The following is a 23,387-nucleotide window of genomic DNA, read 5'->3' as shown; positions in this document are numbered from 1 at the left end:
AGCTCGATGCTGTGCTTTATTGAATATTATTGTTCGTAGCAACACTACTGTCCTTTATGACCTGATGTTGCTATGAGCTCATTCTATCATTCTATCATTCTATCATTCTATCATTCTATCATTCTATCATTCTATCATTCTATCATTCTATCATTCTATCATTCTATCATTCTATCATTCTATCATTCAACATTGCATCACCCTGTCCCAATCTTTCCAAACCGGCTCATATCCCTTTGACCTGATCATCGCCGCAATGACTTCCGGACTTCTTTCATCTGATATCTCAAACTGTTCCAAAGATTCAGGTTCGACAGCATATCCTCCCGGATTGGTTTTGGAACCTGCACTGATGGAAGTTATCCCAAGCTGCACACAATGATCTCTGAATTTTTCAGATTCTCGTGTTGACAAAGAAATCTCAACTTCTTCATTAAACAAACGATAGGCACAAATGAGTTGCACCAGTTCGCGGTCATTCATTTCTACTTTTGGTTCAAGCCCTCCGGAAAAGGGGCGAAGTCTTGGAAATGACAGACTGTAACGTGTTTGCCAATATGTTTTTTCAAGATAATTCAGATGCAAGGCAGTAAAAAAACTATCCGTGCGCCAATCTTCCAAACCGATTAAAACGCCTAAACCCATTTTATGAATTCCTGCCCGACCAAGTCTGTCCGGCGTTTCCAAACGGTAATTAAAGTTAGATTTTTTTCCTTTGGGATGATGCTTTTTGTAATCTTCTTTGTGGTAAGTTTCCTGGTAAATTAAAACGGAAGTCAAACCCACAGGAATCAATGCTTTGTATTCCTCAGTATCCAAAGGCTGCACCTCCATCGAAACCTGGGCGAAAAACGGACGGATCAATTTCAGTACCCGCTGGAAATATTCGACATGAACGGTTTGGTTTGCCTCTCCGGTAACCAGCAAAACATGATCGTATCCAAGATTTTTTAGCACAGCTATTTCTTTCAAGATCTCCTCATCCGAAAGTGTTTTTCTACGCACTTTATTGTCCAGACTAAATCCGCAATAGGTACAAATATTGGTGCATTCATTGGAAAGATACAATGGAATGTATAATTGAATAACCTTCCCAAAACGTTTTTGAGTTATTGTTTGGCTTAGCTGTGCCATCGGTTCCAGATAAGCTGCGGCAGCGGGAGAAATTAGTGCTTTAAAATCTTCAAGTGTCCTTTTGGATTTGGTTAACGCATTCTCCACGTCATTTTTTGATTTGGAATAAATGTCATCCTTAACAGCATCCCAACTATAAGTTTCAAATAATTCTTTAAAGTTACTCATCTAAAAAAGCGGTTAGAGGACTGCTGGCAATGGCAAAGTTTCCTTGTTTTCCTAATTTGGCGTGAAAAGCGATTCTTCCGGCTTCGACTGCCATCTTAAAAGCAATTGCCATTTGTACAGGATTGCCGGCAACGGCTATCGCGGTATTAACTAGAACGGCATCAGCACCAATTTCCATGGCCTTGGCGGCATCAGAAGGTGAACCAATGCCAGCATCCACAATAACAGGCACATTGCTTTGTTCAATAATAATTTCCAGAAAATCGATGGTTTTCAAACCTTTATTACTCCCGATTGGTGAGCCAAGTGGCATCACTGCCGAAGCTCCTGCATTTTCCAGACGTTTACATAAAACGGGATCAGCGTGGATATAGGGCAGGATAATAAACCCCAATTTTGCCAGTTCTTCCGTCGCCAGTAAAGTTTCAATCGGATCCGGCATAAGGTATTTCGGGTCCGGATGAATTTCCAGTTTGATCCAGTTTGTTTCCAATGCTTCCCTGGCCAGTTGTGCGGCAAAAACAGCGTCCTTTGCCGTTCTGACACCGGAAGTGTTTGGGAGCAAATTTATTTTCGGATGGTTCAAATGTAAAAGAATATCGTCATCCTTACTGTCCATATTGACCCGCCGAAGCGCAACGGTGACAAGTTCAGAGCCCGATGCCAACAGTGCTTCTTCCATTAATTTCGACGAACTGAATTTTCCGGTGCCGGTAAACAGACGGGAGAAGAATTCTTTTTCAGCTATTTTTAACATAATATTTTATTGATTTTGTAAACCAGATTTTTAGGATTTTCTGCGTTGATAATGGAGCCTGAAACCGCAACGCCATACATACCTGTTTCCAGAATTTGAGAAATATCTTCCTGCGCAATACCACCGATCGCAATGAGTGGAATGGAATGTTTCAGGTTTTTTAGTGATTTCGTTAGGTTTCGATATCCTTTCAAACCTAAAATTGGACTTAGATTTTGTTTTGTTGATGTAAACCGGAAAGGGCCGAGGCCAACGTAATCTGCTCCTTCTTTTATTCTGTCTAAAATATTTTCTAGTGTATTGGCTGTTCCTCCTATAACCATTTTATTACCTACAATTTTTCTGGCTGAGGAAATCGGCATATCGTTTAAACCAAGATGCAAACCATAGGCACCAACTTCTTTAGCAATAAACGGGAAGTCGTTGATGATGAGCTTTGCCTGGTGTTTATCACAAATGGTTTTGGCTTTTTCTGCCAGTTTCAAAATATCCTCAAAAGATTGGTCTTTTACCCGAAGTTGAATCCAGTGGCAATCCGCGTCGAGCGCGATTTGAATGCTGTCGAGGTGGGATATATCTTTTGTTTGGTTTGATATGAATTGTAGTTTGTCGATCATTTTATTTTGATTCATGGATTTATTTACTCCGATCCCAACGCCCCCAGGGTATATGCCCCGGGCTGAGATATGTGACCCCGTTAGGGTCATGGCCCTATCTCATCATCCCCAAACCCCAGGGAATAAACCCCGGGCTAAGATATGTGACCCCGTAAGGGTCGTGGACATGTCGAAAATTTGGTCCATATTTTGATATTGGTTGTCCAAATGTTTGGGGTACGCAAAAGCCCAACGGGCTTACATATTTTAGCACCGGGCAACGCCCGGTGATGGTGTGATTGTTGGTATGGCGATTGTTGGTATGATGATTATGGTTCGTGATGTGGTTAGTTATGGTTCGTGTTAATTGTTATGTTTCATAATGATTAATTAAATCCATCACCTCCCGTAATTCCCTGAAATTCATAATTGCCCTTTCCGGATCCTCCCACAACGTTCCCAAAACAGCGGCACCGTCAAAATTCATATCTCCTATTTTTTTAAGATTTTGACAGTTAATTCCACCCAAACCAATAATTGGTATTTTCTTAATCTCATGTTTGATAAAAAAATTATACGGCAAAACCCCTTGATAACCTGATTTTGAAATGCTGTCAAATATCGGCCCATAGAATGTGTAGCTGATATGTTGTGACAGATTATGTATTTCTGATAAATCATGGATGGATGTGCTTAGCAGAAAATTATTGGATCTTAATTTTTTCAGACTTTCCTGCGAAGCCAGTTTTCTTTCTTTTTCAGTAAAATGAAGTCTTTTAATTCCAAATTTTTCCGCCAGATTATGATGCTGGTGAATCGAAATTCTATCATGGTAGTCAGGATTTATTTTACTTAACAGATTTCTGAAATCGTCTTTCTCGCTTTCAGGTTTTCTGATATGTAGACACACCAATCCTTCCCTGAAAAGGCTGTTGATTATTTCAGCCTCGTCAGGGAAAAATGCTGGACTGGATATGGCTAATAGTTTCATTATAAATAGATTTCACTGCCTTTGTTCGCAAATTCTTTCGCTTTTTCCTGCATACCTTTTTCCAGTACAACCTCCTCCATCAAACCATTTTCTTCGGCATAATCCCGCACATCCTGAGTAATTTTCATAGAGCAGAAATTAGGTCCGCACATGGAGCAAAAGTGCGCGATTTTTGCACCCTCGGCAGGTAATGTTTCATCGTGGAATTCTTTTGCAGTATCCGGATCGAGCGAAAGATTAAACTGATCTTCCCATCGAAATTCAAAGCGCGCTTTGCTTAACGCATTGTCGCGGTATTGTGCACCCGGATGTCCTTTTGCCAGATCGGCAGCGTGGGCAGCGATTTTATAGGTAATCACACCGTCTTTTACATCTTTTTTATTGGGTAAACCCAAGTGCTCTTTTGGTGTAACATAACAAAGCATCGCCGTTCCAAACCAGCCGATCATGGCCGCGCCGATGGCTGAGGTAATGTGGTCGTAACCGGGAGCGATATCAGTTGTTAACGGCCCTAATGTGTAGAATGGTGCTTCCTGACAATGTTCCAGTTGTTTTTCCATATTTTCCTTGATCAAATGCATCGGCACGTGACCAGGACCTTCGATAATAGTCTGGATATCATGTTTCCAAGCGATTTTTGTCAGTTCACCCAACGTTTCCAGTTCAGAGAATTGTGCTGCATCATTTGCGTCTGCGATGCAGCCCGGACGCAATCCGTCACCCAGTGAAAAGGCAACATCATAGGCTTTCATGATCTCGCAGATCTCTTCAAAATGGGTATAAAGGAAGTTTTCTTTATGATGTGCGAGACACCATTTAGCCATAATGGAGCCGCCGCGGGAAACAATTCCGGTAAGTCTTTTGGCGGTTAGTGGTATATAACGCAGCAAAACACCCGCATGGATTGTGAAATAATCCACACCTTGCTCGGCCTGTTCAATCAATGTATCCCTGAACAATTCCCAGGTCAGATCTTCGGCTTTTCCATTCACTTTTTCTAAGGCCTGATAAATTGGAACAGTACCGATCGGGACGGGAGAATTCCGGATAATCCATTCACGTGTTTCATGAATATTTTTTCCGGTTGAAAGATCCATGATCGTATCAGCGCCCCAGCGACATGCCCAAACTGCCTTTTCCACTTCTTCCTCAATACTAGAGGAAACTGCGGAATTGCCAATATTGGCGTTAATTTTAACTAGAAAATTTCGCCCGATGATCATCGGTTCACTTTCCGGATGATTGATGTTGACTGGAATTACAGCCCGTCCGGCCGCCACTTCTGAGCGTACAAATTCCGGTGTGATGAAATTTTTAGGCGTGTTGGCTCCGAAACTGTGTCCGGCATGTTGGTGACAGAGGGTATTGACTTTGCTGTTTATTTCCTTGATCTGCTCTTCAATCCGCTGGTTTTCACGAATGGCGATATATTCCATTTCAGCTGTGATAATTCCTTGTTTTGCATAATGCAATTGAGAAACGTTTTGTCCGGCCTTAGCACGGAGCGGTTTGCTGATATGTGCAAATCTTAGCGAATCCAGACTGCTGTCATTTTTTCTTTTCGTCCCATAATCAGAAGAAATTGAATCCAGTTGCTCCACATCGCCGCGTTTCATAATCCAGGAAGTTCTCAGCGGTTCCAGTCCCTTTTTTACATCAATTTCGATATTCGGATCAGTGAATGGACCGCTGGTATCATACACAGTAACCGAAGGATTTTTTTCAGTCAAACCTACTTTTCCATGCATTCTGGTATCATTTAGCGCTATTTCGCGCATGGCTACGGAGATATCATGCAGCTTGCCTTTAACATAAATTTTTGTTGATTTTGGAAAAGGCGTGCGGGTAATTACTTCTGTGTTCGGTGTTTTTTCTATTTTCATGGGTAGGTAATTTTGGCTATTAGCGATTGGCTGTTAGCTTATTGTATTATAGAATGATTTTGGATGTGATTGTCAGACCGCCTTCTCATCCGCCCTGCGTAGCTTTGATCAGGGTGATTTTATCATCGGGATTAAGGATGTGAACTGGCCATTCCCTTTTTGGAACAATGACCTGGTTGATCGCGATGGCAATTCCTTTTTTGGAATCTGCGAACAAATAGGACAAAAGCTGTTCAACTGAAAAATGTTCCGGAATTTGGGTACGTTGTTGATTAATGCTTATTTCCATTCTGAAAAACGTTTTATGAGAAAAACTTCAGGAATGGACCTTGCGAAAGATTCATTAAGATACAGCAGCAGTATCTCTTACTTTTCCCTATCGGCAGTACTAACTGCATCAGGTTCAAAGGGTATTATCTCAGTCCGCATACGGGACACCCCTAAAGTTTCCGTAAAGCTATTGGAAAAAACGGAGTTTCAAAAAAATAATATTTAATCCTGAATTTTGAAGATTGGGAAACTGTGAAAGTTTTGTTAATTATGAGGTAACTTTGAATTTGTCATATTAACACCTCAAAAAGAATCTGCTTTTAATGGATCTTATTATCAGAAATGCTGCTCCGAAGGACTTGCCGGCCATCTTGGAAATTATTAACCAAGCTATTTTAGAAACGACCGCCATTTATGATTACGAGATCAGAACTTTGGAAGAACAGACTGCCTGGTTTAACAAAATGATAGAGGATGGTATGCCGGTGATCGTGGCGGAATTTGAAAAGGAGGTAATTGGATATGGATCATATAATATTTTCCGTCCAAAAATTGGTTACAAATTCAGTGTCGAACATTCGATTTATCTAAATGACAAATCTCGTGGAATTGGGGTAGGGGGGAGGTTATTGGGAAGTTTGATCCAGCGCGCAAAAGAATCGGGTTTGCATACGATGATAGCAGGGATTGATGCTACAAATCGTGGCAGTATTAAATTTCACGAAAAATATGGATTTGTTGAAAAGGGCTATTTGCGGGAAGTGGGTTATAAATTCGATCAATGGTTAGATCTCGTATTCATGCAGTTAATTCTGAAAGAGGACTAGACAAGCCCTGAAAGGGCGACATATCTTAGAATCGGGCATCGCCCGATTGATTCGGGATGTTGGAATTGATCCGCGCGCAAACCGGCGATGTATAATCACGATGACATCGGGCGATGTATAATCACGATGACATAGGTCAATGAATTATCACAATGGCATAGGTCAATGAATTACCACAATGGCATAGGGCAATGTATTATCACGATGACATAGGGCAATGTATTATCACGACGCCATCGGGCAATGGATAATCAACAATGTCAACCGGCAATGTATAATCACGATGACATAGGGCAATGTATTATCGCGACGCCATCGGGCAATGGATAATCAACAATGTCAACCGGCAATGTATAATCACGATGACATCTGGCGATGTATAATCACGACGCCATCGGGCAATGGATAATCAACAATGTCAACCGGCAATGTATAATCACGATGACATCTGGCGATGGATAATCACGACGCCATCGGGCAATGGATAACCAACGACGCTAACTGGCAATGTATAATCACGATGACATCGGGCAATGGATAACCAACGACGCTAACTGGCAATGTATAATCACGAAGCCATCGGGCAATGGATAACTTACGATGCTAACCGGCGATGTATAACCACGATCGCATAGGGCGATGTATAACCCACGGCACCATCGGGCGATGCCCGATGTTAAGTTATGGCACCCTTTCAGGGCTAGGACGCCATAACAAAAATTTCTAGTGTGCCCTTCCGGTTTCCACATAAGTTTCCTCATCCCCAGTAGGTTTTCTATGCCAGTAGGAAGCAAGTATTGAACCAGTAATATTCATCAATGGCCCAAAGACAGCCGGGGCCAATCCGACAGTCGCCATTTTCCCCATTTCCTTGGCAATTCCTGACGCCAGACCACCATTTTGCATACCCACCTCGATTGCAATCGTACGGCAGTCACGTTCATTCATTTTGAATAATTTGCCTGAGAAATAGCCAAGTGTATATCCTAAAAGATTGTGAATTAATACCAACCCGATCAATGCCGGTCCAATTGTTAAAAGACTATCTCGACCTGCTGCAGTGATGATCACAATAATAAATGCAATTCCCGACATTGAAACCAAAGGCATCGCATCGTCCAGCCATTTTGCTTTTCCACTGAATAATTTATTGAAAATTAATCCCGCGCCGATCGGGATGATCACCATTTTGACGATGTCCCACATCATGTGCAGCATATCAATTTGAATAAACGCCCCGGCATAAAGTTTCATTAACATCGGTGTCATCAACGGCGCCAGCATGGTTGAAACAGCTGTAATGGTGATCGAAAGTGCCAGGTTTGCTTTGGCCAGATATGAAATAACATTGGAAGCCATACCGTTTGGCGAACATCCGATCAGGATGATACCTGCTGCAATTTCAGCTGGAAAACCACTTACGCTCGCAAGTGTAAATCCAAGAAGCGGCATAATGATGAAGTGACTAACTACGCCGATAAAAACCCCTCTCGGCATTTTAACAACACCTACAAAATCATCAAAACTCATCGAAGTTCCCATACCAAACATGATGATCTGGATGAGCGGCGTGATCAGTATGGCAAACTTGAAACCATTAAATTCCTGAAAGTATTGCGGATAATACAAGGCAGTGGTTACCGCCGCAAAAATAATAGTAGTGTAAGTAAATCCTTTCAGAGATTCCGAACCTCTGAAACTAATGGCCAGAGCTAGAAAAAATACTATGAAAAACGGGCCGGCCTGATCAAGATTTCCTGATACGGCAAAATAAATTGCAACGACCAGACACAAAATAGCAATACCAGAAAGAAGCTTATAAATGTTCATAAAAATGTATTAATTATGCAATTTTAAAATTGGCGCATTTTAAGGAAGAAAACAGAAAATAAGTACTTTATGATTTCTTCCTTCGGTATTACCAGGTTCGTTTCTTCATGTATTCGTCAAGATCAGAACGCTTCATCGGAATTTCCTTTGGATTTTTATCCAGCCATTTCAGGAAGTCTTCTTTCAGTTTATCCGACCATTGGCTATCGATCTGCCCAGGCGTATATTTTCCTTCTTTCAGCATCAAAATTCCGAACTTATCTCTTAAGGCGATAAATTCGGCTGTCATAACCACTTTTTCTGCTAAATGTGCAGGAATAAATATAACGCCCTCTCTTTTAGCTAAAACCAGATCTCCGGGAAGCACGATCGCGCGACCAATACGTATGGGCGTATTTAACCCGGTTAGTACCACATCTTTCAGATAGGAAGGATCCCAGTCGCGCACGAAAGCATTAAAACCTTCTATTTTTGACAATCCTTCGAGGTCGCGGGAAGATGCGTCGAAGATGACGCCATTACCGGTTTTTGCAAAAATGGAGTTGCCAAGGTTATCACCGATCAAAGTCCCCTGTGCAATTTTTCCAAACCCGTCAGCTACGTAAACATCGCCCTTTGAAAGCTGGTCGATAGGCCAGGAATTGGTATTTCCAATGCGGCCATTTTTGGCACCGCGTTCCTTGATATTTTTCTCAATGTCTGGCCGCGAGGGCATAAACTGGGCCGTAAGCGCACGACCAGCCACCGGAACATCATCGTGAATCATTTTCCAGTTTCCATCAAACTGACAATTATATCCCTCATTTTGAAGTACAACCCAGGCCTCTTCAATGGCAATTTCTTTGACACGGCGGATCAGGTCATCAGAAACCTTCGGCCGGCCGTCGGGGAATCTTTCACCTTTCCATTCAGATGTCAGGAAAATAAGTTCTTCTTTGGAAATTGTTTGTGCCTGGGACGGGCGGGAGAAACTTAGGCTAAATAAAAGCGCTGCGGCAACGATGTATTTAAATTTCATTGAATTTATATTAGAATTTACTGAGGGTTGATGTGCCAGATTCAGATTATTTTCCTGCTGTTTTTAATGACAATAATCCGAATTAAAAGCCGGTCGCCCTGTTGATTTACTAAAATCTGTTTAATTTCTTTTGGTGACCACCATCGGTGTCGTGATTCCATTCAGGTCATATACAACCTTTCCGGCGCGGATTGTTAGCTCACATTCCAACTTTTCTTTGCCGCTTATTTTCTTTCCGGTATAATCAAAAAAGCCAAAAACGCCCGTATCGTTCATACTGAAATTTCCTTTCAAGACCCTTAAAACGGCGATATCAGCCAATCCGCCTACGGTTAAACTTCCCAGTTTTTCTCTGTGAATCGCCTGTGCCGGAGCCCAGGTACTTGCTTTGATAACACTTTGCAGATCCATCCCCATCGCCAGGAATTTTGACATAACATTCAGCATATCTTTCATCGCCGCATTCATGCTTCCGGTATGAATATCAGTACTGATCGTATTGGGATAAAATCCACTTTTAACCGCGGGAATGGCCTGTGAAAAAGCAAAACTGATTCCGCCATAACCTACGTCAAACAGTATCCCTTTTTTACGGGCGTCGTAAACAAACGGTTTTATTTTACCTGTTTTTATATCCAAAATCGGTTCGCGACTGGATAATTGTCCGAAACAATGTGTGAAAATATCACCCGGACGAAGGTGCTGCATAAATAATTCTTCGATGGAAAGTACTGGATTACTTCCGCCAAAATCGATCATGACAGGAATATTAGCCAGTTTGCCCGCTTCAACGGCTTTGTCGGTTGGCGTCCAGTCATGGCCGTTGAAATGAGCCAGTTTTACACCGACGATATAGTCCGGATTTTCTTTTGCAACTCTTGCCGTATTAACCGGATCCATATCAGCAATGTTCTGCTCATAAGTCCCGCCGCGCATACCTTCTCCTACAATATTCAGAAAAGATAAAACACGTGTTTTAGAAATATCAATGGTTTGTTTTTTGAAGTCCGGGAAAGATTTCCATCCTGCACACCCGGCATCCACTACGGTTGTCACTCCCGTCCGAAAAGTAAATCCGTCTGGCGGTAATGCATTAGGCCCGTTGCTGTAAGTCTGGTCCATTTTTGTGCCATAAAAGTTATGCGAGTGCATATCAATCAGCCCAGGTGTTACATACATTCCCTTGGCATCCACAACTTGTAAGGCAAGCTTGGGATCGATGTTTTTGGTTACACTTTTCACTGTGTCACCGTTCAAAGCCACATCCATGATACCGTCGATGTTGTTTTTCGGATCAATAACATGGCCGCCTTTTATGACGATCGTGTATTTTTGAGCATTTGCGTAAATGCTGCAACTGGCAGCATATAAGCAAATTGATAAAACAATTTTTTTCATTATTAAGGATTTAGGAATAGTTGATTATGTATTTAATTCTCTTAGTATTTCATTTATCCGGACGGTATTGTTGTTTAAATGGAAGTACAAAATAGTCAAAAAATAAAAATATCACTGAGTGATCGGGTAGATCAATATCAGTGATATTTTATTTTAGCTAGACACCAGCGATTTCTACAAGCAGCTTTCCCCCAATTGAGGTAAATAATTTTTTGAGGATTGATCTGCGTTCTGTTTTCATACAGCTGATATCAAGTAAAAAAATAAGGTTTATGGTAATCATTTATCCCACCAGACAACGCTTGAAAGTGTGTTCGTACCACCTTGTCTTGTTCTTGATTCCAGGAAATTATCTTTATTATAACTTTCTTCGGAATCCGGAACTACAAATCGCGTGGGGATTTTTCCGCCCGTAAGGTTTCCAGGGTAATTGGTTGGTGTCAGTTTAGGATATCCCGTTCTTCTCCAGTTTGAAAAAATTTCATATTCATCTTCAAGAAACAGCGCAACCCATTTTTGCGTACCGATCTGTTCGTATTGCTCTTCAACGCTTCCCGAAGTTTTGTAAGGATTTGCTTCGATGTAAGCATTGATTCTGGCGTCGGAAATGATACCAGCATTTCCGAATAATGCCCATTGTTTCATACCTGAGGTAACTGCACTTTTGTATTCAGCCTCGGCCGAAGTTGCAGTATACCATCCTCTGACCGCTGCTTCTGCCAGTAACAAATGTGTTTCCGCAGCTGTAAAAACCAATAGAGGCGCATTGTATTTCAAAATCGTATTTGGATTCGGTTCAGAGTATGAATCGAAATCAGCTGGCAGAGAGTTGAAAGCTGCGTTAGGCATGCCTTTTTGCAAGGCTGTGGCCGTATCAGCCACATATGCAGATGTTGCAGTTGGTTTCACCCAAACCACTGAAATGACATTCAAACGGGGATCTTTGGTTGTTTTAAGATGGTCGATCAGCGTTTTGGCCAATTTTCCTCCTTCAACATTATCGCCTCCAGGCGTAACATAATCCGTGCTCATCAAACCGCTTGAAATAAAGTTTCTGCTTGCCGTTACTGATCCGTCTACATAAGCAATGGTTGCAATGTCTGAATCGCTGATAATAACTCCGCCGGCAATTGCTTTCTGAACCCATGTTTTAGCTAATGCTGCATCAACCTGCGTCAGGCGCATACCCAAACGCAACATGAGCGAATAACCAAATTTTTTCCACTTTGTAATGTCACCTCCATAAATCAGATCCGAAGTACCAAACGTTGCCTGAGCGGGATCGAAAGCAGCAATCGCCTGTTCCAATTCCTTCAACATATCGGCGTAGATCGCAGACTGCTCGTCGTACTTAGGCGTGTAATTTTTCTCCGTAAGTGCCTTCCCAGCTTCACTATAAGGAACATCACCGTACAAATCCGTAAGTCTGTGATACATGTATGCTCTCCATATACGGGCAACAGAAAGTTTGTTCACATCAGCCGGCAGTGTATTTACCGCTGAAATTACCTGCTCAATGTCGATAACGGCTCCCTGCGTTGTCATGTCTGTTCCACCGTACAATCCCCAGCTTGCGGTGGAGTAGGAATAGTTGAAATATTTATCCCCAGCCGCCGGAACTTCCTTGTAAGTTGCGAAATGCTGCATCGAACCGCCAATGGTAAGATAAGCCGCACCTGTAAAATTATTGCTTACTGTCGCTAATTGCGTTCTGGTGAAAAGAAAACCGGGAACAACTGCGGTGGATGCATTCGGATTTACGTTCATTTCTTCAAACCCGTTGTCACAGGAAGTGAAGAAAAAGGCCATCGGAGCCAGATATAATAATCTTAAGAACTTTTTCATATTCACTAAAATATTTTAATGATTAAAATTTCACTGTCAGGTTCACACCCAGGCTTCTTGTTCTCGGCACACCAAATGCTTCAAGTCCTTGTGCGTTTCCGTTTGAGTAACTTGACTCAGGATCGAAGTAGTTGTTTTTCTTATCTTTGTAAAGAAGCAATACGTTACGTCCAACCAGGGAAACTGAGGCAGACTGTAATTTCAGGAATGACATTTTGTTTACCGGAAGATTATAGCTCAGAATGACCTGACGAAGTTTTATGAAATCGTTGTTGAATGTGAACATCGACGTATAATTCTTGTCATTATCATAGTAGGTATCAATATCTTTTTTCTCCCAGGTTTTAGAGAATGGCGCTCCTTCCGGTGTTACACCGGTTACCGTCAAACCCGTCTCACGACCAGGTAGTGTTTCTTTTGGCAAACCAAAACGGTATGCATACTGGTACATGTTTGAGTAAACAATACTTCCAAACTTACCATCAACAAGAATATTCAAAGAGAAATTTTTGTATCGGAAAGTGTTTGTTATACCCATTGTAACCGGAGGGATACCTCTTCCCAATTTTTCCAGATTTCCTCTTACAGCATAACCGCTGGCTGTGTTAAATACAACATTTCCACTCGCATCAGTAAGTTTTTTGTAACCCCAAACTTCACCGTATGAGCCACCTACCACGTTGTTGATACGACCTCCGCCAACACCGTCGCCGATAGCAAGACTTGGAAGTCCGTCGGCTAATTTTACGATTTTACTGTCGTTGTAAGCAAAGTTATAACTGACATCCCAGGTGAAGTTTGCCTTTTTCAACGGCGTTCCTGTGATCAAAAGTTCTACACCTTTATTGCTCAATTCACCTACGTTCAAAAGTGCAGAAGTGTAGCCGGAAGAAGCTGCAATGGAACTCTGAACGATGTCATTGGTTGTTTTACGGTTATAAAGCGTCACGTCCAATCCCAAACGGTTGTTAAGAAAACGTGCTTCAAGACCGGCTTCATAAGTAGTAGAAGTCAAAGGTCTTAAATCAGGATTTGGTACCAGTGAAGAGCCAAGCTGCTGAACTGCGCGGCCATTGTGACCGCCCTGCGCCATCGCATAACTCTGGTAAATCTGGTAAGCGGAAACATTAGCTCCACCCACCTGAGCCCATGAACCGCGTAATTTTGCAAAACTTACTGCGGAAGGTAATTTGAATGCCTCGGACAAAATTAGCGTACCTCCAATTGCAGGATAAAAAATGCTGTTGCTTGATTTGTTCAGCACAGAAAACCAGTCCTGACGACCAGACATGGTGATATAGGCAAGTCCTTTGTAACCTAGATCAACCGAGCCAAACAACGAATTGATACCACTTTTTGAATAAGTAGGCGTAGTTACTGATGTTGCAAGGTTAGTAAAACTATAAAAATTAGGTATCGTAAATTCTGTTCCATTAAAAGCAGTTTGGTCATAGAGGCTTCGCTGCATGTTACCGCCGGCCAATGCTGAGAAACTTAAATTTTCAAAGAAGTCTTTATTGTAATTCAGCGTTACCATTCCGTTTGTTTCAGAAGAGGTAATTTTCTTCGCTTCGTAAACACCCAGCGGCTGGTAAGCATTATTCGTCGGTACAACAAATTCATAATTGAAGTTATAGTAATCCTGGCTTACGCTCGCCTTAACGAACAAGTTGTCAAGGATGTCATATTTGATATTTGCCTGCCCAAGAAAGCGGTTTTTTCTATCCTCGTTTTTGAACTTATTGATAACCATGTAAGGGTTTGGAGCAGCCGGAACCGGGTTCCATTCAACTTCTTTGCCTGTTGTAGCGTCGTAGCCGGGAGCAAGATTTCTGATGTCCACAGTATTAGCGATCAAATAAGTTGCCCAGTGCGGGTTATAATCCGCGTATCCTACTTTTGGACGGTTGTGGCCGTTTTCAATGTTGTATTGAACCACTGTCTCGATGCTTAGCTTTTTTCCTAAAAACGCATTGACGTTCAGGTTAGCGATTCTTCTGTTGAAAGATGAATTGGGAACTATGCTGTTTGAGCTGGTATTGTTCAACCCAAAACGAAAATTCACCGTTTCGTTTCCTCCGGTGAAAGAAAGGGAATTGATATAGTTTGTTCCCGTTCTGTAAAAGTTTTTAAGATTGTCTTTTTGCGGAGAATATGGACGCATCTGGCCGTCAAACTGAATCACCGGCGTTCCATCCATTCTTGCACCATAGGATAAACGGCCGGTACTTTTTGCAATTGTCTGCGTTGCAGGTTTTACACCGTCAACACCCTGTCCATATTCATATTGCCAGTCAGGAATAATCGAAAGACTTTCTGTTGAAAAGTTGCTGTTGAATTCAACACCAATTCCCTTTTGCGCTCGGCCTTTTTTTGTAGTGATCAAAATAACACCGTTTGAAGCACGTGCACCGTACAAAGCTGCTGCGGGTCCGCCTTTCAAAACACTGATCGATTCAATGTCATCCGGGTTGATACCACCGATACCATCACCGCGGTCAGTGTTGTTACCATTTCCATCGGATGCATTTCCGCCACCCGGCACGCTGTTGTCCATCGGCATACCATTGATTACGTATAATGGCTGATTATTTCCACTTAGAGAACCATTTCCACGAATGATAATACGACTTGATCCACCCGGGCCGGTTGACATACCTGTTGCATTTACTCCGGCAATTTTCCCTGTTAATGCGTTTGCAACGTTGTTTTCGCGCGCTTGGGTAAACTCGCTTCCTTTCACTTCTGTCACGGCATAAGCAAGCGCTTTTTTCTCTTTGGAAATACCAAGCGCCGTTACAACAACTTCGTTTAATGCTTTTGCTTCCGGAACAAGTTGCACGGAAACATCGGCTTTGTTGCCAACAGGAACGTCCTGAGAAGTATAACCTACGAAGCTGAATGTAAGCTCAGCAGTAGCCAATTCCTGGTCAGATATCTCAATGGAATATTTTCCTTCGCCATTTGAAGAAGTTCCGCGTTGGGTCCCTTTTACTAAAACACTCACGCCTGGAAGCCCTGAGCCGGTTTCGTCCGTTACAGTTCCGGTGATATTCTTTTTTGGAGCTTCTTTTGTAGAAGGTTTTGTTTCGGTAGTACTAGACTCACGCTTTAAAATGATTCGGTCTTGCACTACTTCATAAGTTACGTTATATGGTGAAAGAATTTTGCCCAGAACTTCTGATAAAGATTCGTCCTGAAATTTGAAAGTACCTTTTTGATTGTTAAATATCTGAGGGTTATACATGAACTTAACCTTCGTCACATTTTCAATTTTATCCAGCACTTTATCGATTTCGGCGTTGGATAAACGTAGGGTTACTTTTTGGTCAAGCACGCGCTGTCCGTTCACGGTGTTCGCGTGAACCAGCGTTGTGAAGAGCACTGCTAATAAAGCTTGATACAGACTCATACGCATGATTTTCTGCAAAGCATGTTGATAATGTACTGATTTTGACATAATTTTGTTTTTGTCGGGTTGAAAAATTCGGCAAAATGATTCCCTGATATCCGCAGTAATGCGGAAGGTGTAATGAGCTTACAAACGGGATGACTTAGGTCGGTGATGTTGGCGCATCATCGACTTGTTTTTAGAGATAATCAGGTGCAGATTGTATGCATAGGCTTAGCTTCATTTAGAGTTCATAATCGTATAGGTCGCTGGAAATTATCTTACTTCTGAAATCGGTATTGCTCGTGATGCCTTGGTTTATTTTCTTTGAACTTCGCAGGTTCATTTATTCAGATTTTTCATTTTGGTAAGTACAGCCTTTGCTGTAAATAATAATACTTGCGTCAAGTTGCTCATAACGAGCGTTGATCGTCCGGCAGATCAGGTCCACTTTTTCAAAAAGCGGCTCGTCGGATAAGGAGGCGGTGAGGTAACAATCTTTCATTGTGTCAGCATCAAATAGAATTTTCACGCCATAAGATTTTTCAAGTGCCTCAAAAACGTCTTTGATTGGCGTAGCCTTGAAGTCAAACGATTGTTTTTGGATTGGTAAATCCAGCAATTCAGGATCAGCGATAAGGCTTCTCGTCAGTCGAAGATTTCCGGTAGAAAAAACAATCTGCTGATTCGGTGTCAGTACCATCGCACCCAATTTGTTATCAGCCTGCTGTGTTTCCAGATTTTCATCTGTTAATGCGAAAACCGAAACTTTTCCGGTTTTTACAGCCACTTTCACATCTTTATCATTTTCAAATGCGCTGATAATAAAACTTGTACCTAAAACCTTGGTAACCAAATTGTTTGCATATACAAAAAATGGCTTATCCGGGTTTTTAGCAACTTCAAAAAATGCCTCTCCTGAAAGAAAAACCTCTCGTTTTTCTCCCTCAAAAGTTTGAGGATAACTGATACTGCTTTTGGGTTGCAGCAGAACAGTACTTCCGTCTTCCAGTGAAACCAGTTTTGGCCGTTCTGTGTCATTTGTCGCTTTCAGAAGAGGCTCCTGGATCTTACTGATTATCTGATTGTATAAAAGATTATTTTGTTTGGAGGCGGAATATTTGTTGCTCATCCACCATCCCAATCCAAGGATCATGATGATCGAAGCGGCGGCCCGATACCATTCCGCCCGGAATATTAATCTTTTCGGTGAAGATTGTTCTTCTGTTTGTTCCAAAACGACAGACAAACGATCAATTTCATTGGTGATTTCTTCGTCAGATATCTCATCGAAAGCTTCGAATACAGTGTCCAGTAAATGGCTGGCTTTATCAATAAGATCTTGTCTATCAGGATTTTCAGACAACCAGTTTGTCCAGAAGTTGCCGGCATCCGGATCGTTGGAAAGCTTCCAAAGTCGGAAAGATTGGTCAACAGCTAGCTCCTCTGGTCGTAAATCTCTGTAATCTTGCATCGTAAGTCAAACAGTATTTTGGCGTATTTAGGTAAAGGATGCGTAAATCATTGGTCAATACTCTTTTTTGTAAAATTTATTTTTGATTTTTTTTGAAAGAGGAGAATAAACTACGGGACTGTCCGATCTGTATAAGAGTAGGTTCTAAAAAATAAGTGTGTAAATTATTAGAATCCAGTGACTTAGGAAAGGTATCTGGCTTTTTAACGTTGTAATTGCTTTAAATAATAAATTCGCGACAGACTGTCTGTTAACCTGCATCAGATCGGCGATCTGTTCATTTTCCAGGCCTTCATAAAATTTAAGGAATATAGCTTCCTTCTGGCGTTTGGGAAGTTCGTTGATGGCAAGTCTTACTCTCCGCTGACTTTCTGAGTAAGTTTCGTTCTCCTCAATCTCAGTCTCAATTGTGTGGTTATCTGTAATCTCGTCAATTTCATCGAGATCAATAAATGGATTTTTATTCCGTCGAAATTCCTGTAAAATCTGATTGCGAAGAGATTTTAGAAAATAAATGGTAACAAATTGAATATTGATGGTCTGGCGCCTCTCCCAGATATGAATTAACAATTCCTGAATTGCATCTTTGATATACTCTTTATCGGCCGTAAAGCTGGTAGCATAATTAAAAAGCGTACGATAAAGTTTGTCGGCAAGGCGGCAGAAAGCAACACTGTCTCCAGCCTTCGATTGCTGCCAGAGATCCAGAAGAATTTCATTTTCCAGAATGATGCGTTGCTTTTTCTCCAAGTAGGTACGGGGTTATTGATGTAAATTAACAGTCAAAATATTGAAATAAGAAATTTAGGAAATAAAAATTATTGTTTTGCAAAATATAATACTGTTAATCTGTGAATCTTCAATATAACATAACGTTTACTCTTTAAAATTGAAAAATAAGATTCCTGCTGAACGATCTAAATTACAGATGTTCAGCAGGATCAGACACTAATGCAGGATGTTTTTGTATGATTAGATATAGGCGATACAGTCAATTTCGACGAGCGAATTTCCCGGTACGCCACCATAAACTGCAACGGTTGTGCGAACCGGAGGCTTGTCTCCAAATCTCCCCTTATATGCTTCATTCATAGCCTTATAATCATTCAGGTCATGAAGAAATACACTGCATTTTAAAACCTTACTCATTGAAGAGCCCGCAGCGATCAGTTCTTTTTCAAGTTCATCCAGAACATGTTTTGTATGCGCAGTGATATCACCTTCAAAATGCGCACCTTTACCGGCCACAAATACCATATTATTGAATTTGGTATGGCCAGAAAATAAAGGGACATCCTGCAGTGTTGTGATATTTCCAGCCTCTTTTTCAGGAGCGATGTCTTCTTTTGCCTGAGCGACTGTTCCTATACCGGCAACACCTGCAACTGATGCGAATATTTTTTTGAGGATTGATCTTCTTTCGGTTTTCATGAGATGATTGTTTAAGATACTTGTTAAGGATTATTTTATTATTTTTTAATTTTCTTCAAAACTTTGGCGTCGCCCGGTAAAGTGATTTTCCAGAGCGTTCCTCCTGATTTTGTACCACCTTGTTTCCCGCCATATTCGATCACATACAGGACGTTTCCAACAATCACGGCGTCAGTTGGGCTGGTAAAGTTATCGACAATGCGGGTAGTTTGTACTTTATAATTATCTGCTTTCTTGTCGTAGATCATTTGCAAATGCAGCAGATCTCGTCCTTGCCGCTTCAATGGATTAGGATTTGAAGCACCCGTTTTTCCGCCTCCGGAGTATCGAATCACAAATCCATCACCCTTAAATTCTTTGGAGAGATCTTTTTTTGTATCAAAAACTAAGGCAAGCGGGGAGGAATGTGCGTTGAAGGTTCCAACGGTTACACCCGTTGTATCTGCATCCATCACGACACCGGTTTTACGGTCACGATATTCATTTGCATCAGGTCCCAGGTTTTGAACTGCGGGTGTAAAGGTTACTCCTGCCGGTCGTTTTGGAAACGTGGGGTCGTTGTGAAAATATTTCATTAACCAAGCAAAAGCGAATTTGCTTAAAAATGGATCTGTCTCCGGATTTGGCTGCCAGTCCGGGTTCTGCTGTGGATTATCAATTCCACCCATCACCCAGGGAAAACCGTAATGCCTACCTTTACGAACCCAAAACATATCTTCCGGATGATCGTAGTCGCCTGAATTGGAAACGGCAAAAAGATTTCCCTTTTGATCATATGCCATATCGTACGCATTACGGATTCCTTCGGCGTAGATATAACCCAGTTCCTTTAGCTTATCGGTATCATCAACCAGTAACAGATCTTTTGAATTAATCGGGAAACTGTAAATTTTCGTTGTCAAAGCATTGTCACGGGCATTTGGATAAATACCTCCATTGTCCTGCACCTCTCCGTGATCGGTTCTGGCACCGGAGTTGACCATTATATATTTCCCATCCGGACTGATTTCCAGAGCATTCCAGCCGTGATCAAAAGTGGTTTTGTTTGCGCCATATTCAACGGTATTGAAAACAACGGTCATTTCAGGCTTCGCATCATTTGGAAGAATTTCATAACGGACCATCCTTCCTTTGTTGCCTTTGTTATTATTTACATTGATATTCCCAGCTAAAAAAAGTGTGTTTTTGTGAAAGGCTGCGCCCTGCAAACGCGTAATGCCGTGATCAGCCGCGGTCAGGATTTTGACACTTGCAGGCTTGCCAGCTTTTTCAACGATGTGATACACATCTCCTTCAAAACTGGAATAATACATATCCCCGCTAACCGGATTTACAATTAAACGAACAGCTTCGGGCTCAACCTTCATGAATTGCTCAACTTTTATATCATCACGTAAAGCGTGGGGCGTCAATGTCGGCTGATCTCTGCCACCCTGTGCCAGTGACAGGTATGGAATTGCCAGTAATCCAATCACAAGAAGGTATTTCCCGTGAAAAGAAGTTAGTGAATTTTTCATGCTCGGTTAGGGGTTATTCGGTGGCAGATAATTTTCTGAGGTAAGCGACAAGCTGCCATCTCTGTTCGGCAGTGAACACGTCCTGAAATGGAGGCATGTTTCCATTTCCATTGGAAAGTTTCCAGAAAAATGCACCGTCGCTTTGTTTCTTCACCAACGAATCATGAAAATTGGCAGGTTTTTGACCTAGTGCACCACCGGCTGCTCCGTCCCCATAGCCACTTTCTCCATGGCAGGAAGCGCAGTACAACCCAAAAAGTTCCTCTCCATTTGCCAGCGTAAGTGGCTCGTCGTGATAAGGGCTTTTTAACGTATCTGCCCATGCGGGCGCGACCCAGCGTTCCTGGCCGTGCGTCCGGACCGGATCATTATTTCCGGTAAACGATGATAGGCTGACGAGACCAATCCCCGTGGTAATTAAAAAGCTTGCGGCTATTTTTGTGTTTAAAATCATTAAAGGACTAATTACGGATTTAGGAATATTTTTAGTTATAGCTTAAAAAATTGCCGCGCTTTTTTTACCTCATTGCTGTCAATGTCCGTGGCATTATTTCCAAAGCTTTGTCTTATAAAGGTCAGCACTTGCGCTATTTCCTCATCAGAAAGAAAACTGTGCGAAGGCATAATATTATTATAAGGTTTGCCTTTTACTTCAATAGGCCCGTGCAAACCTTTCAGCATAATTTCCATGAGTTTTCTCTTGTCGCCGTTTACCCATTCCGAGCCGGCAAGCGGAGGGAATCTTTGGGAATCTCCTTGGCCATTTCTTTGGTGACAGGCTGCGCAGTAAACACTGTAAATTTTTTCGCCTGCAACAGGTTTGTCTTTATCCAGATTGTCGGTGATGACATCCGGTGTTCTGATATGTGACATCGATTTTCGTTTCTCCATGTCGACAAGAGCGTTTTTGGAGAAATTAGTCTTATCACCTTTATAAGAAACTTTCCAGATTTTCCCTTTTTCAGTTTCAGCAAAATAAAGTGAACCGTCCGGTCCCATAGCAATTCCCATTGGCCGGTATGCGGCGTCACTGGTATTGACAATGGGGTCCACTCCTGCAAAACCATCCGCAAAGATATCCCAGCCTCCATACGGTTGGCTGTTTTTAAAGGGAACAAATGCGATGATATAACTCGATTGTGGATAAGGCGCGCGGTTTGTAGAACCGTGAAAAGATATAAACGCGCCGTTTTTGTAATGCGCCGGGAACTGGTTTCCCTCATAAAACAGAAGATCATTCGGAGCCCAGTGGCCAGGAAAGCCTATAAGTGGTTTTTCGTATTGATCACAATCTCCAACGATTTTACCATCACCGCCATATTCCGGCCCGAGTACTTTTTTTTGCTGGATCTGATCAAAATAGCAGTATGGCCAGCCGACATTGCTTCCGTCCTTTATTCTGAGAAATTCTTCGGAAGGTAAAACGGCACTCTGCCACGGAGAGTAAATGCCTGCCCATAACCTTAGTAAGTCATCGCGTCCGTGCTGAACGATATATAGGTTATCATCGGTTTTATTCCAGTCCAATGCCACTACGCTGCGGATTCCGGTAGCATATTTATATCCGTCTTTTTGGGTTTGATTTGGCTTATTGGCATCAAAACGCCAAACCCCGCCGTGGTCTTCCAGAAAAGGACAAGGCGTCATTCCAGTGGAATTCGGCATACGGAATAATTCTTCACAGGCGTTAGAGGACGCGCCAAAAGGGACATACATATTTCCTTTGCTGTCAAACGCCAGCGGTTTTGCAATGTGTTCATGCATGCCGTGTGCATGATCATCTGTCAGAATGATTTCCTGTTTGCTATTTGGAACAAGCTGACCCGGAGTTAGTTTGTAACGATATACGATCAGTTCGGAACTGAAATACAAATATCCGTTATGAATACGCATTCCGGTACCATATCCGCGTTCGCTTGCCATGCCACCAAATCGTTTGATAATATCCGCGCGGCCATCGCCGTTCGTATCACGAAGTGCGATGACAGATTCATCCTTGTTGGCGAATCTTGCTTTCACGTAAATATCACCATTCTCATTGACGGCAATATGGCGGGCTCTTCCGGGAAGGCTGTCGACAACGACCGTTGCTTCAAATCCTTCGGGTAAAAAGAGACCGCCGTTTTTGGTATTGGTTACCGCTGGATCAGGACGGGTTATAAATCCTGTAAAAAAAATAATGATTAACGAAGGCGCCAGCTTAAAGTTCATAATCGACGGGTTTAGGGATGTCGAAAAGAAATTGAAATAATTTTGAAAAGGTTAAGGGGCAGGATAGTAAATTTTATTTAAGCTCAACAATCATCTCGATCTCAACCGGGATATTTCCGGGAAGAGAACCCATGCCCACAGCCGACCGTGCATGCTTCCCGTTTTCTCCGAAAATTTCAACTAAAAGATCAGAACAACCATTAATTACCATCGGATGTTTGTCGAATTCCGGTGTCGAATTAACCATTCCCAGCAGTTTGACAATTCTTTTTACTTTATTCAAATCGCCTCCCAGAAAACCTTTCAAAGTGGAAACCAGCGAAATCCCGGTCAGACGCGCCGCTTCTTTTCCTTGTTCGATCGTTAGTTCAGTCCCCACTTTTCCGATCATTTGACCACCTTCCGGTTTGTCTGGCCCGTGTCCGGATAAGTATACCAGATTACCAACCTGCACCGCTTTTACGTAATTGGCGATAGGAGCCACAGGCTTGATCAGCTTAATATTTTTCTCCTTGATCCGCGCTTCATAATCGGTTACGGTTTGGGCCTGAGAAACGAAGGAGCCCAGCGCACAGCAAACTGTTAAAACCGGGACAAGAAAAAAGGATTTGTAGGTCTTTTTCATGCAAAAATGTTTAAATTATAC

19 protein-coding genes and 1 riboswitch are annotated in these 23,387 nt (G+C 42.1%); of the genes, 1 reads left to right on the top strand and 18 read right to left on the bottom strand.

Annotated elements, in window-relative coordinates:
- Positions 1-186: 186 nt before the first annotated feature.
- From thiH to thiS, 6 genes are all read right to left on the bottom strand, one after another.
- Positions 187-1,302, bottom strand: a complete 1,116-nt coding sequence (gene thiH, locus AC1XUO_RS11920; protein ID WP_483330017.1) for a 2-iminoacetate synthase ThiH — start codon at positions 1,300-1,302, stop codon at positions 187-189.
- Positions 1,295-2,059, bottom strand: coding sequence for a HisA/HisF-related TIM barrel protein (locus AC1XUO_RS11915; protein WP_483330016.1), 765 nt, complete (start codon positions 2,057-2,059; stop codon positions 1,295-1,297). Before AC1XUO_RS11915 ends, thiH begins: the two co-directional genes overlap by 8 nt.
- Complete coding sequence (locus tag AC1XUO_RS11910; RefSeq protein ID WP_483330015.1) at positions 2,053-2,691, bottom strand: thiamine phosphate synthase; 639 nt, start codon at positions 2,689-2,691, stop codon at positions 2,053-2,055. Before AC1XUO_RS11910 ends, AC1XUO_RS11915 begins: the two co-directional genes overlap by 7 nt.
- 334 nt (positions 2,692-3,025) lie before the next feature.
- The gene (locus AC1XUO_RS11905; RefSeq protein WP_483330014.1) at positions 3,026-3,646 is read right to left on the bottom strand and encodes a thiamine phosphate synthase; all 621 of its coding nucleotides are present in this window, start codon (positions 3,644-3,646) and stop codon (positions 3,026-3,028) included.
- Positions 3,646-5,529, bottom strand: a complete 1,884-nt coding sequence (gene thiC / locus AC1XUO_RS11900) for a phosphomethylpyrimidine synthase ThiC (RefSeq protein ID WP_483330013.1) — start codon at positions 5,527-5,529, stop codon at positions 3,646-3,648. The genes AC1XUO_RS11905 and thiC overlap by 1 nt, the downstream gene beginning before the upstream one ends.
- Positions 5,530-5,614: 85 nt before the next feature.
- Positions 5,615-5,818, bottom strand: coding sequence for a sulfur carrier protein ThiS (gene thiS, locus AC1XUO_RS11895; protein WP_483330012.1), 204 nt, complete (start codon positions 5,816-5,818; stop codon positions 5,615-5,617).
- Positions 5,819-5,885: 67 nt separating this feature from the next.
- A riboswitch (TPP riboswitch) is annotated at positions 5,886-5,981 on the bottom strand.
- Positions 5,982-6,122: 141 nt separating this feature from the next.
- On the opposite strand from thiS, the gene AC1XUO_RS11890 reads away from it, so the two are divergent.
- Positions 6,123-6,626, top strand: coding sequence for a GNAT family N-acetyltransferase (locus AC1XUO_RS11890; RefSeq protein ID WP_483330011.1), 504 nt, complete (start codon positions 6,123-6,125; stop codon positions 6,624-6,626).
- Positions 6,627-7,349: 723 nt separating this feature from the next.
- Here the strand turns inward: AC1XUO_RS11890 and AC1XUO_RS11885 are convergent.
- The 12 genes from AC1XUO_RS11885 to AC1XUO_RS11830 all read right to left on the bottom strand — a co-directional run bounded on the left by AC1XUO_RS11885 (position 7,350) and on the right by AC1XUO_RS11830 (position 23,366).
- Positions 7,350-8,456 (bottom strand): bile acid:sodium symporter family protein, encoded by a 1,107-nt coding sequence (locus AC1XUO_RS11885; protein WP_483330010.1) that lies wholly within the window; start codon positions 8,454-8,456, stop codon positions 7,350-7,352.
- A gap of 88 nt (positions 8,457-8,544) precedes the next feature.
- The gene (locus AC1XUO_RS11880) at positions 8,545-9,474 is read right to left on the bottom strand and encodes an RraA family protein (RefSeq protein WP_483330009.1); all 930 of its coding nucleotides are present in this window, start codon (positions 9,472-9,474) and stop codon (positions 8,545-8,547) included.
- A gap of 120 nt (positions 9,475-9,594) precedes the next feature.
- Positions 9,595-10,872, bottom strand: a complete 1,278-nt coding sequence (locus tag AC1XUO_RS11875; RefSeq protein WP_483330008.1) for an amidohydrolase/deacetylase family metallohydrolase — start codon at positions 10,870-10,872, stop codon at positions 9,595-9,597.
- Positions 10,873-11,151: 279 nt separating this feature from the next.
- Positions 11,152-12,717, bottom strand: a complete 1,566-nt coding sequence (locus AC1XUO_RS11870) for a SusD/RagB family nutrient-binding outer membrane lipoprotein (RefSeq protein ID WP_483330006.1) — start codon at positions 12,715-12,717, stop codon at positions 11,152-11,154.
- A 22-nt stretch (positions 12,718-12,739) separates the two neighbouring features.
- A complete protein-coding gene (locus AC1XUO_RS11865; RefSeq protein ID WP_483330005.1) occupies positions 12,740-16,177 on the bottom strand; it encodes a SusC/RagA family TonB-linked outer membrane protein in 3,438 nt (1,145 codons plus the stop codon).
- Between the two features lie 277 nt (positions 16,178-16,454).
- Complete coding sequence (locus AC1XUO_RS11860) at positions 16,455-17,582, bottom strand: FecR family protein (RefSeq protein ID WP_483330004.1); 1,128 nt, start codon at positions 17,580-17,582, stop codon at positions 16,455-16,457.
- 144 nt (positions 17,583-17,726) lie between these two features.
- The gene (locus AC1XUO_RS11855) at positions 17,727-18,332 is read right to left on the bottom strand and encodes an RNA polymerase sigma factor (RefSeq protein WP_483330003.1); all 606 of its coding nucleotides are present in this window, start codon (positions 18,330-18,332) and stop codon (positions 17,727-17,729) included.
- A 222-nt stretch (positions 18,333-18,554) separates the two neighbouring features.
- Complete coding sequence (locus tag AC1XUO_RS11850) at positions 18,555-19,013, bottom strand: RidA family protein (protein ID WP_483330002.1); 459 nt, start codon at positions 19,011-19,013, stop codon at positions 18,555-18,557.
- 38 nt (positions 19,014-19,051) lie between these two features.
- Positions 19,052-20,530 (bottom strand): PQQ-dependent sugar dehydrogenase, encoded by a 1,479-nt coding sequence (locus tag AC1XUO_RS11845; RefSeq protein WP_483330001.1) that lies wholly within the window; start codon positions 20,528-20,530, stop codon positions 19,052-19,054.
- A 13-nt stretch (positions 20,531-20,543) separates the two neighbouring features.
- Complete coding sequence (locus tag AC1XUO_RS11840; RefSeq protein WP_483330000.1) at positions 20,544-20,984, bottom strand: c-type cytochrome; 441 nt, start codon at positions 20,982-20,984, stop codon at positions 20,544-20,546.
- Positions 20,985-21,019: 35 nt separating this feature from the next.
- On the bottom strand, positions 21,020-22,741 hold the full coding sequence (locus AC1XUO_RS11835; protein ID WP_483329999.1) for a PQQ-dependent sugar dehydrogenase: 1,722 nt from the start codon (positions 22,739-22,741) through the stop codon (positions 21,020-21,022).
- 73 nt (positions 22,742-22,814) lie between these two features.
- A complete protein-coding gene (locus tag AC1XUO_RS11830) occupies positions 22,815-23,366 on the bottom strand; it encodes a RidA family protein (RefSeq protein ID WP_483329998.1) in 552 nt (183 codons plus the stop codon).
- Between the last annotated feature and the right edge of the window lie 21 nt (positions 23,367-23,387).

This window comes from Dyadobacter sp. HNCC25DJ186 (assembly GCF_056895235.1).
The sequence above is the reverse complement of the archived record's forward strand: the minus strand, read 5'-3'. Positions and strand labels throughout refer to the sequence as shown.

Bases quoted from the DNA above. Each gene is read 5' to 3' on its own strand.
- thiH (WP_483330017.1), bottom strand. From the start codon at position 1,302: ATGAGTAACTTTAAAGAATTATTTGAAACTTATAGTTGGGATGCTGTT.
- AC1XUO_RS11915 (WP_483330016.1), bottom strand. From the start codon at position 2,059: ATGTTAAAAATAGCTGAAAAAGAATTCTTCTCCCGTCTGTTTACCGGC.
- AC1XUO_RS11910 (WP_483330015.1), bottom strand. From the start codon at position 2,691: ATGAATCAAAATAAAATGATCGACAAACTACAATTCATATCAAACCAA.
- AC1XUO_RS11905 (WP_483330014.1), bottom strand. From the start codon at position 3,646: ATGAAACTATTAGCCATATCCAGTCCAGCATTTTTCCCTGACGAGGCT.
- thiC (WP_483330013.1), bottom strand. From the start codon at position 5,529: ATGAAAATAGAAAAAACACCGAACACAGAAGTAATTACCCGCACGCCT.
- thiS (WP_483330012.1), bottom strand. From the start codon at position 5,818: ATGGAAATAAGCATTAATCAACAACGTACCCAAATTCCGGAACATTTT.
- AC1XUO_RS11890 (WP_483330011.1), top strand. From the start codon at position 6,123: ATGGATCTTATTATCAGAAATGCTGCTCCGAAGGACTTGCCGGCCATC.
- AC1XUO_RS11885 (WP_483330010.1), bottom strand. From the start codon at position 8,456: ATGAACATTTATAAGCTTCTTTCTGGTATTGCTATTTTGTGTCTGGTC.
- AC1XUO_RS11880 (WP_483330009.1), bottom strand. From the start codon at position 9,474: ATGAAATTTAAATACATCGTTGCCGCAGCGCTTTTATTTAGCCTAAGT.
- AC1XUO_RS11875 (WP_483330008.1), bottom strand. From the start codon at position 10,872: ATGAAAAAAATTGTTTTATCAATTTGCTTATATGCTGCCAGTTGCAGC.
- AC1XUO_RS11870 (WP_483330006.1), bottom strand. From the start codon at position 12,717: ATGAAAAAGTTCTTAAGATTATTATATCTGGCTCCGATGGCCTTTTTC.
- AC1XUO_RS11865 (WP_483330005.1), bottom strand. From the start codon at position 16,177: ATGTCAAAATCAGTACATTATCAACATGCTTTGCAGAAAATCATGCGT.
- AC1XUO_RS11860 (WP_483330004.1), bottom strand. From the start codon at position 17,582: ATGCAAGATTACAGAGATTTACGACCAGAGGAGCTAGCTGTTGACCAA.
- AC1XUO_RS11850 (WP_483330002.1), bottom strand. From the start codon at position 19,013: ATGAAAACCGAAAGAAGATCAATCCTCAAAAAAATATTCGCATCAGTT.
- AC1XUO_RS11845 (WP_483330001.1), bottom strand. From the start codon at position 20,530: ATGAAAAATTCACTAACTTCTTTTCACGGGAAATACCTTCTTGTGATT.
- AC1XUO_RS11840 (WP_483330000.1), bottom strand. From the start codon at position 20,984: ATGATTTTAAACACAAAAATAGCCGCAAGCTTTTTAATTACCACGGGG.
- AC1XUO_RS11835 (WP_483329999.1), bottom strand. From the start codon at position 22,741: ATGAACTTTAAGCTGGCGCCTTCGTTAATCATTATTTTTTTTACAGGA.
- AC1XUO_RS11830 (WP_483329998.1), bottom strand. From the start codon at position 23,366: ATGAAAAAGACCTACAAATCCTTTTTTCTTGTCCCGGTTTTAACAGTT.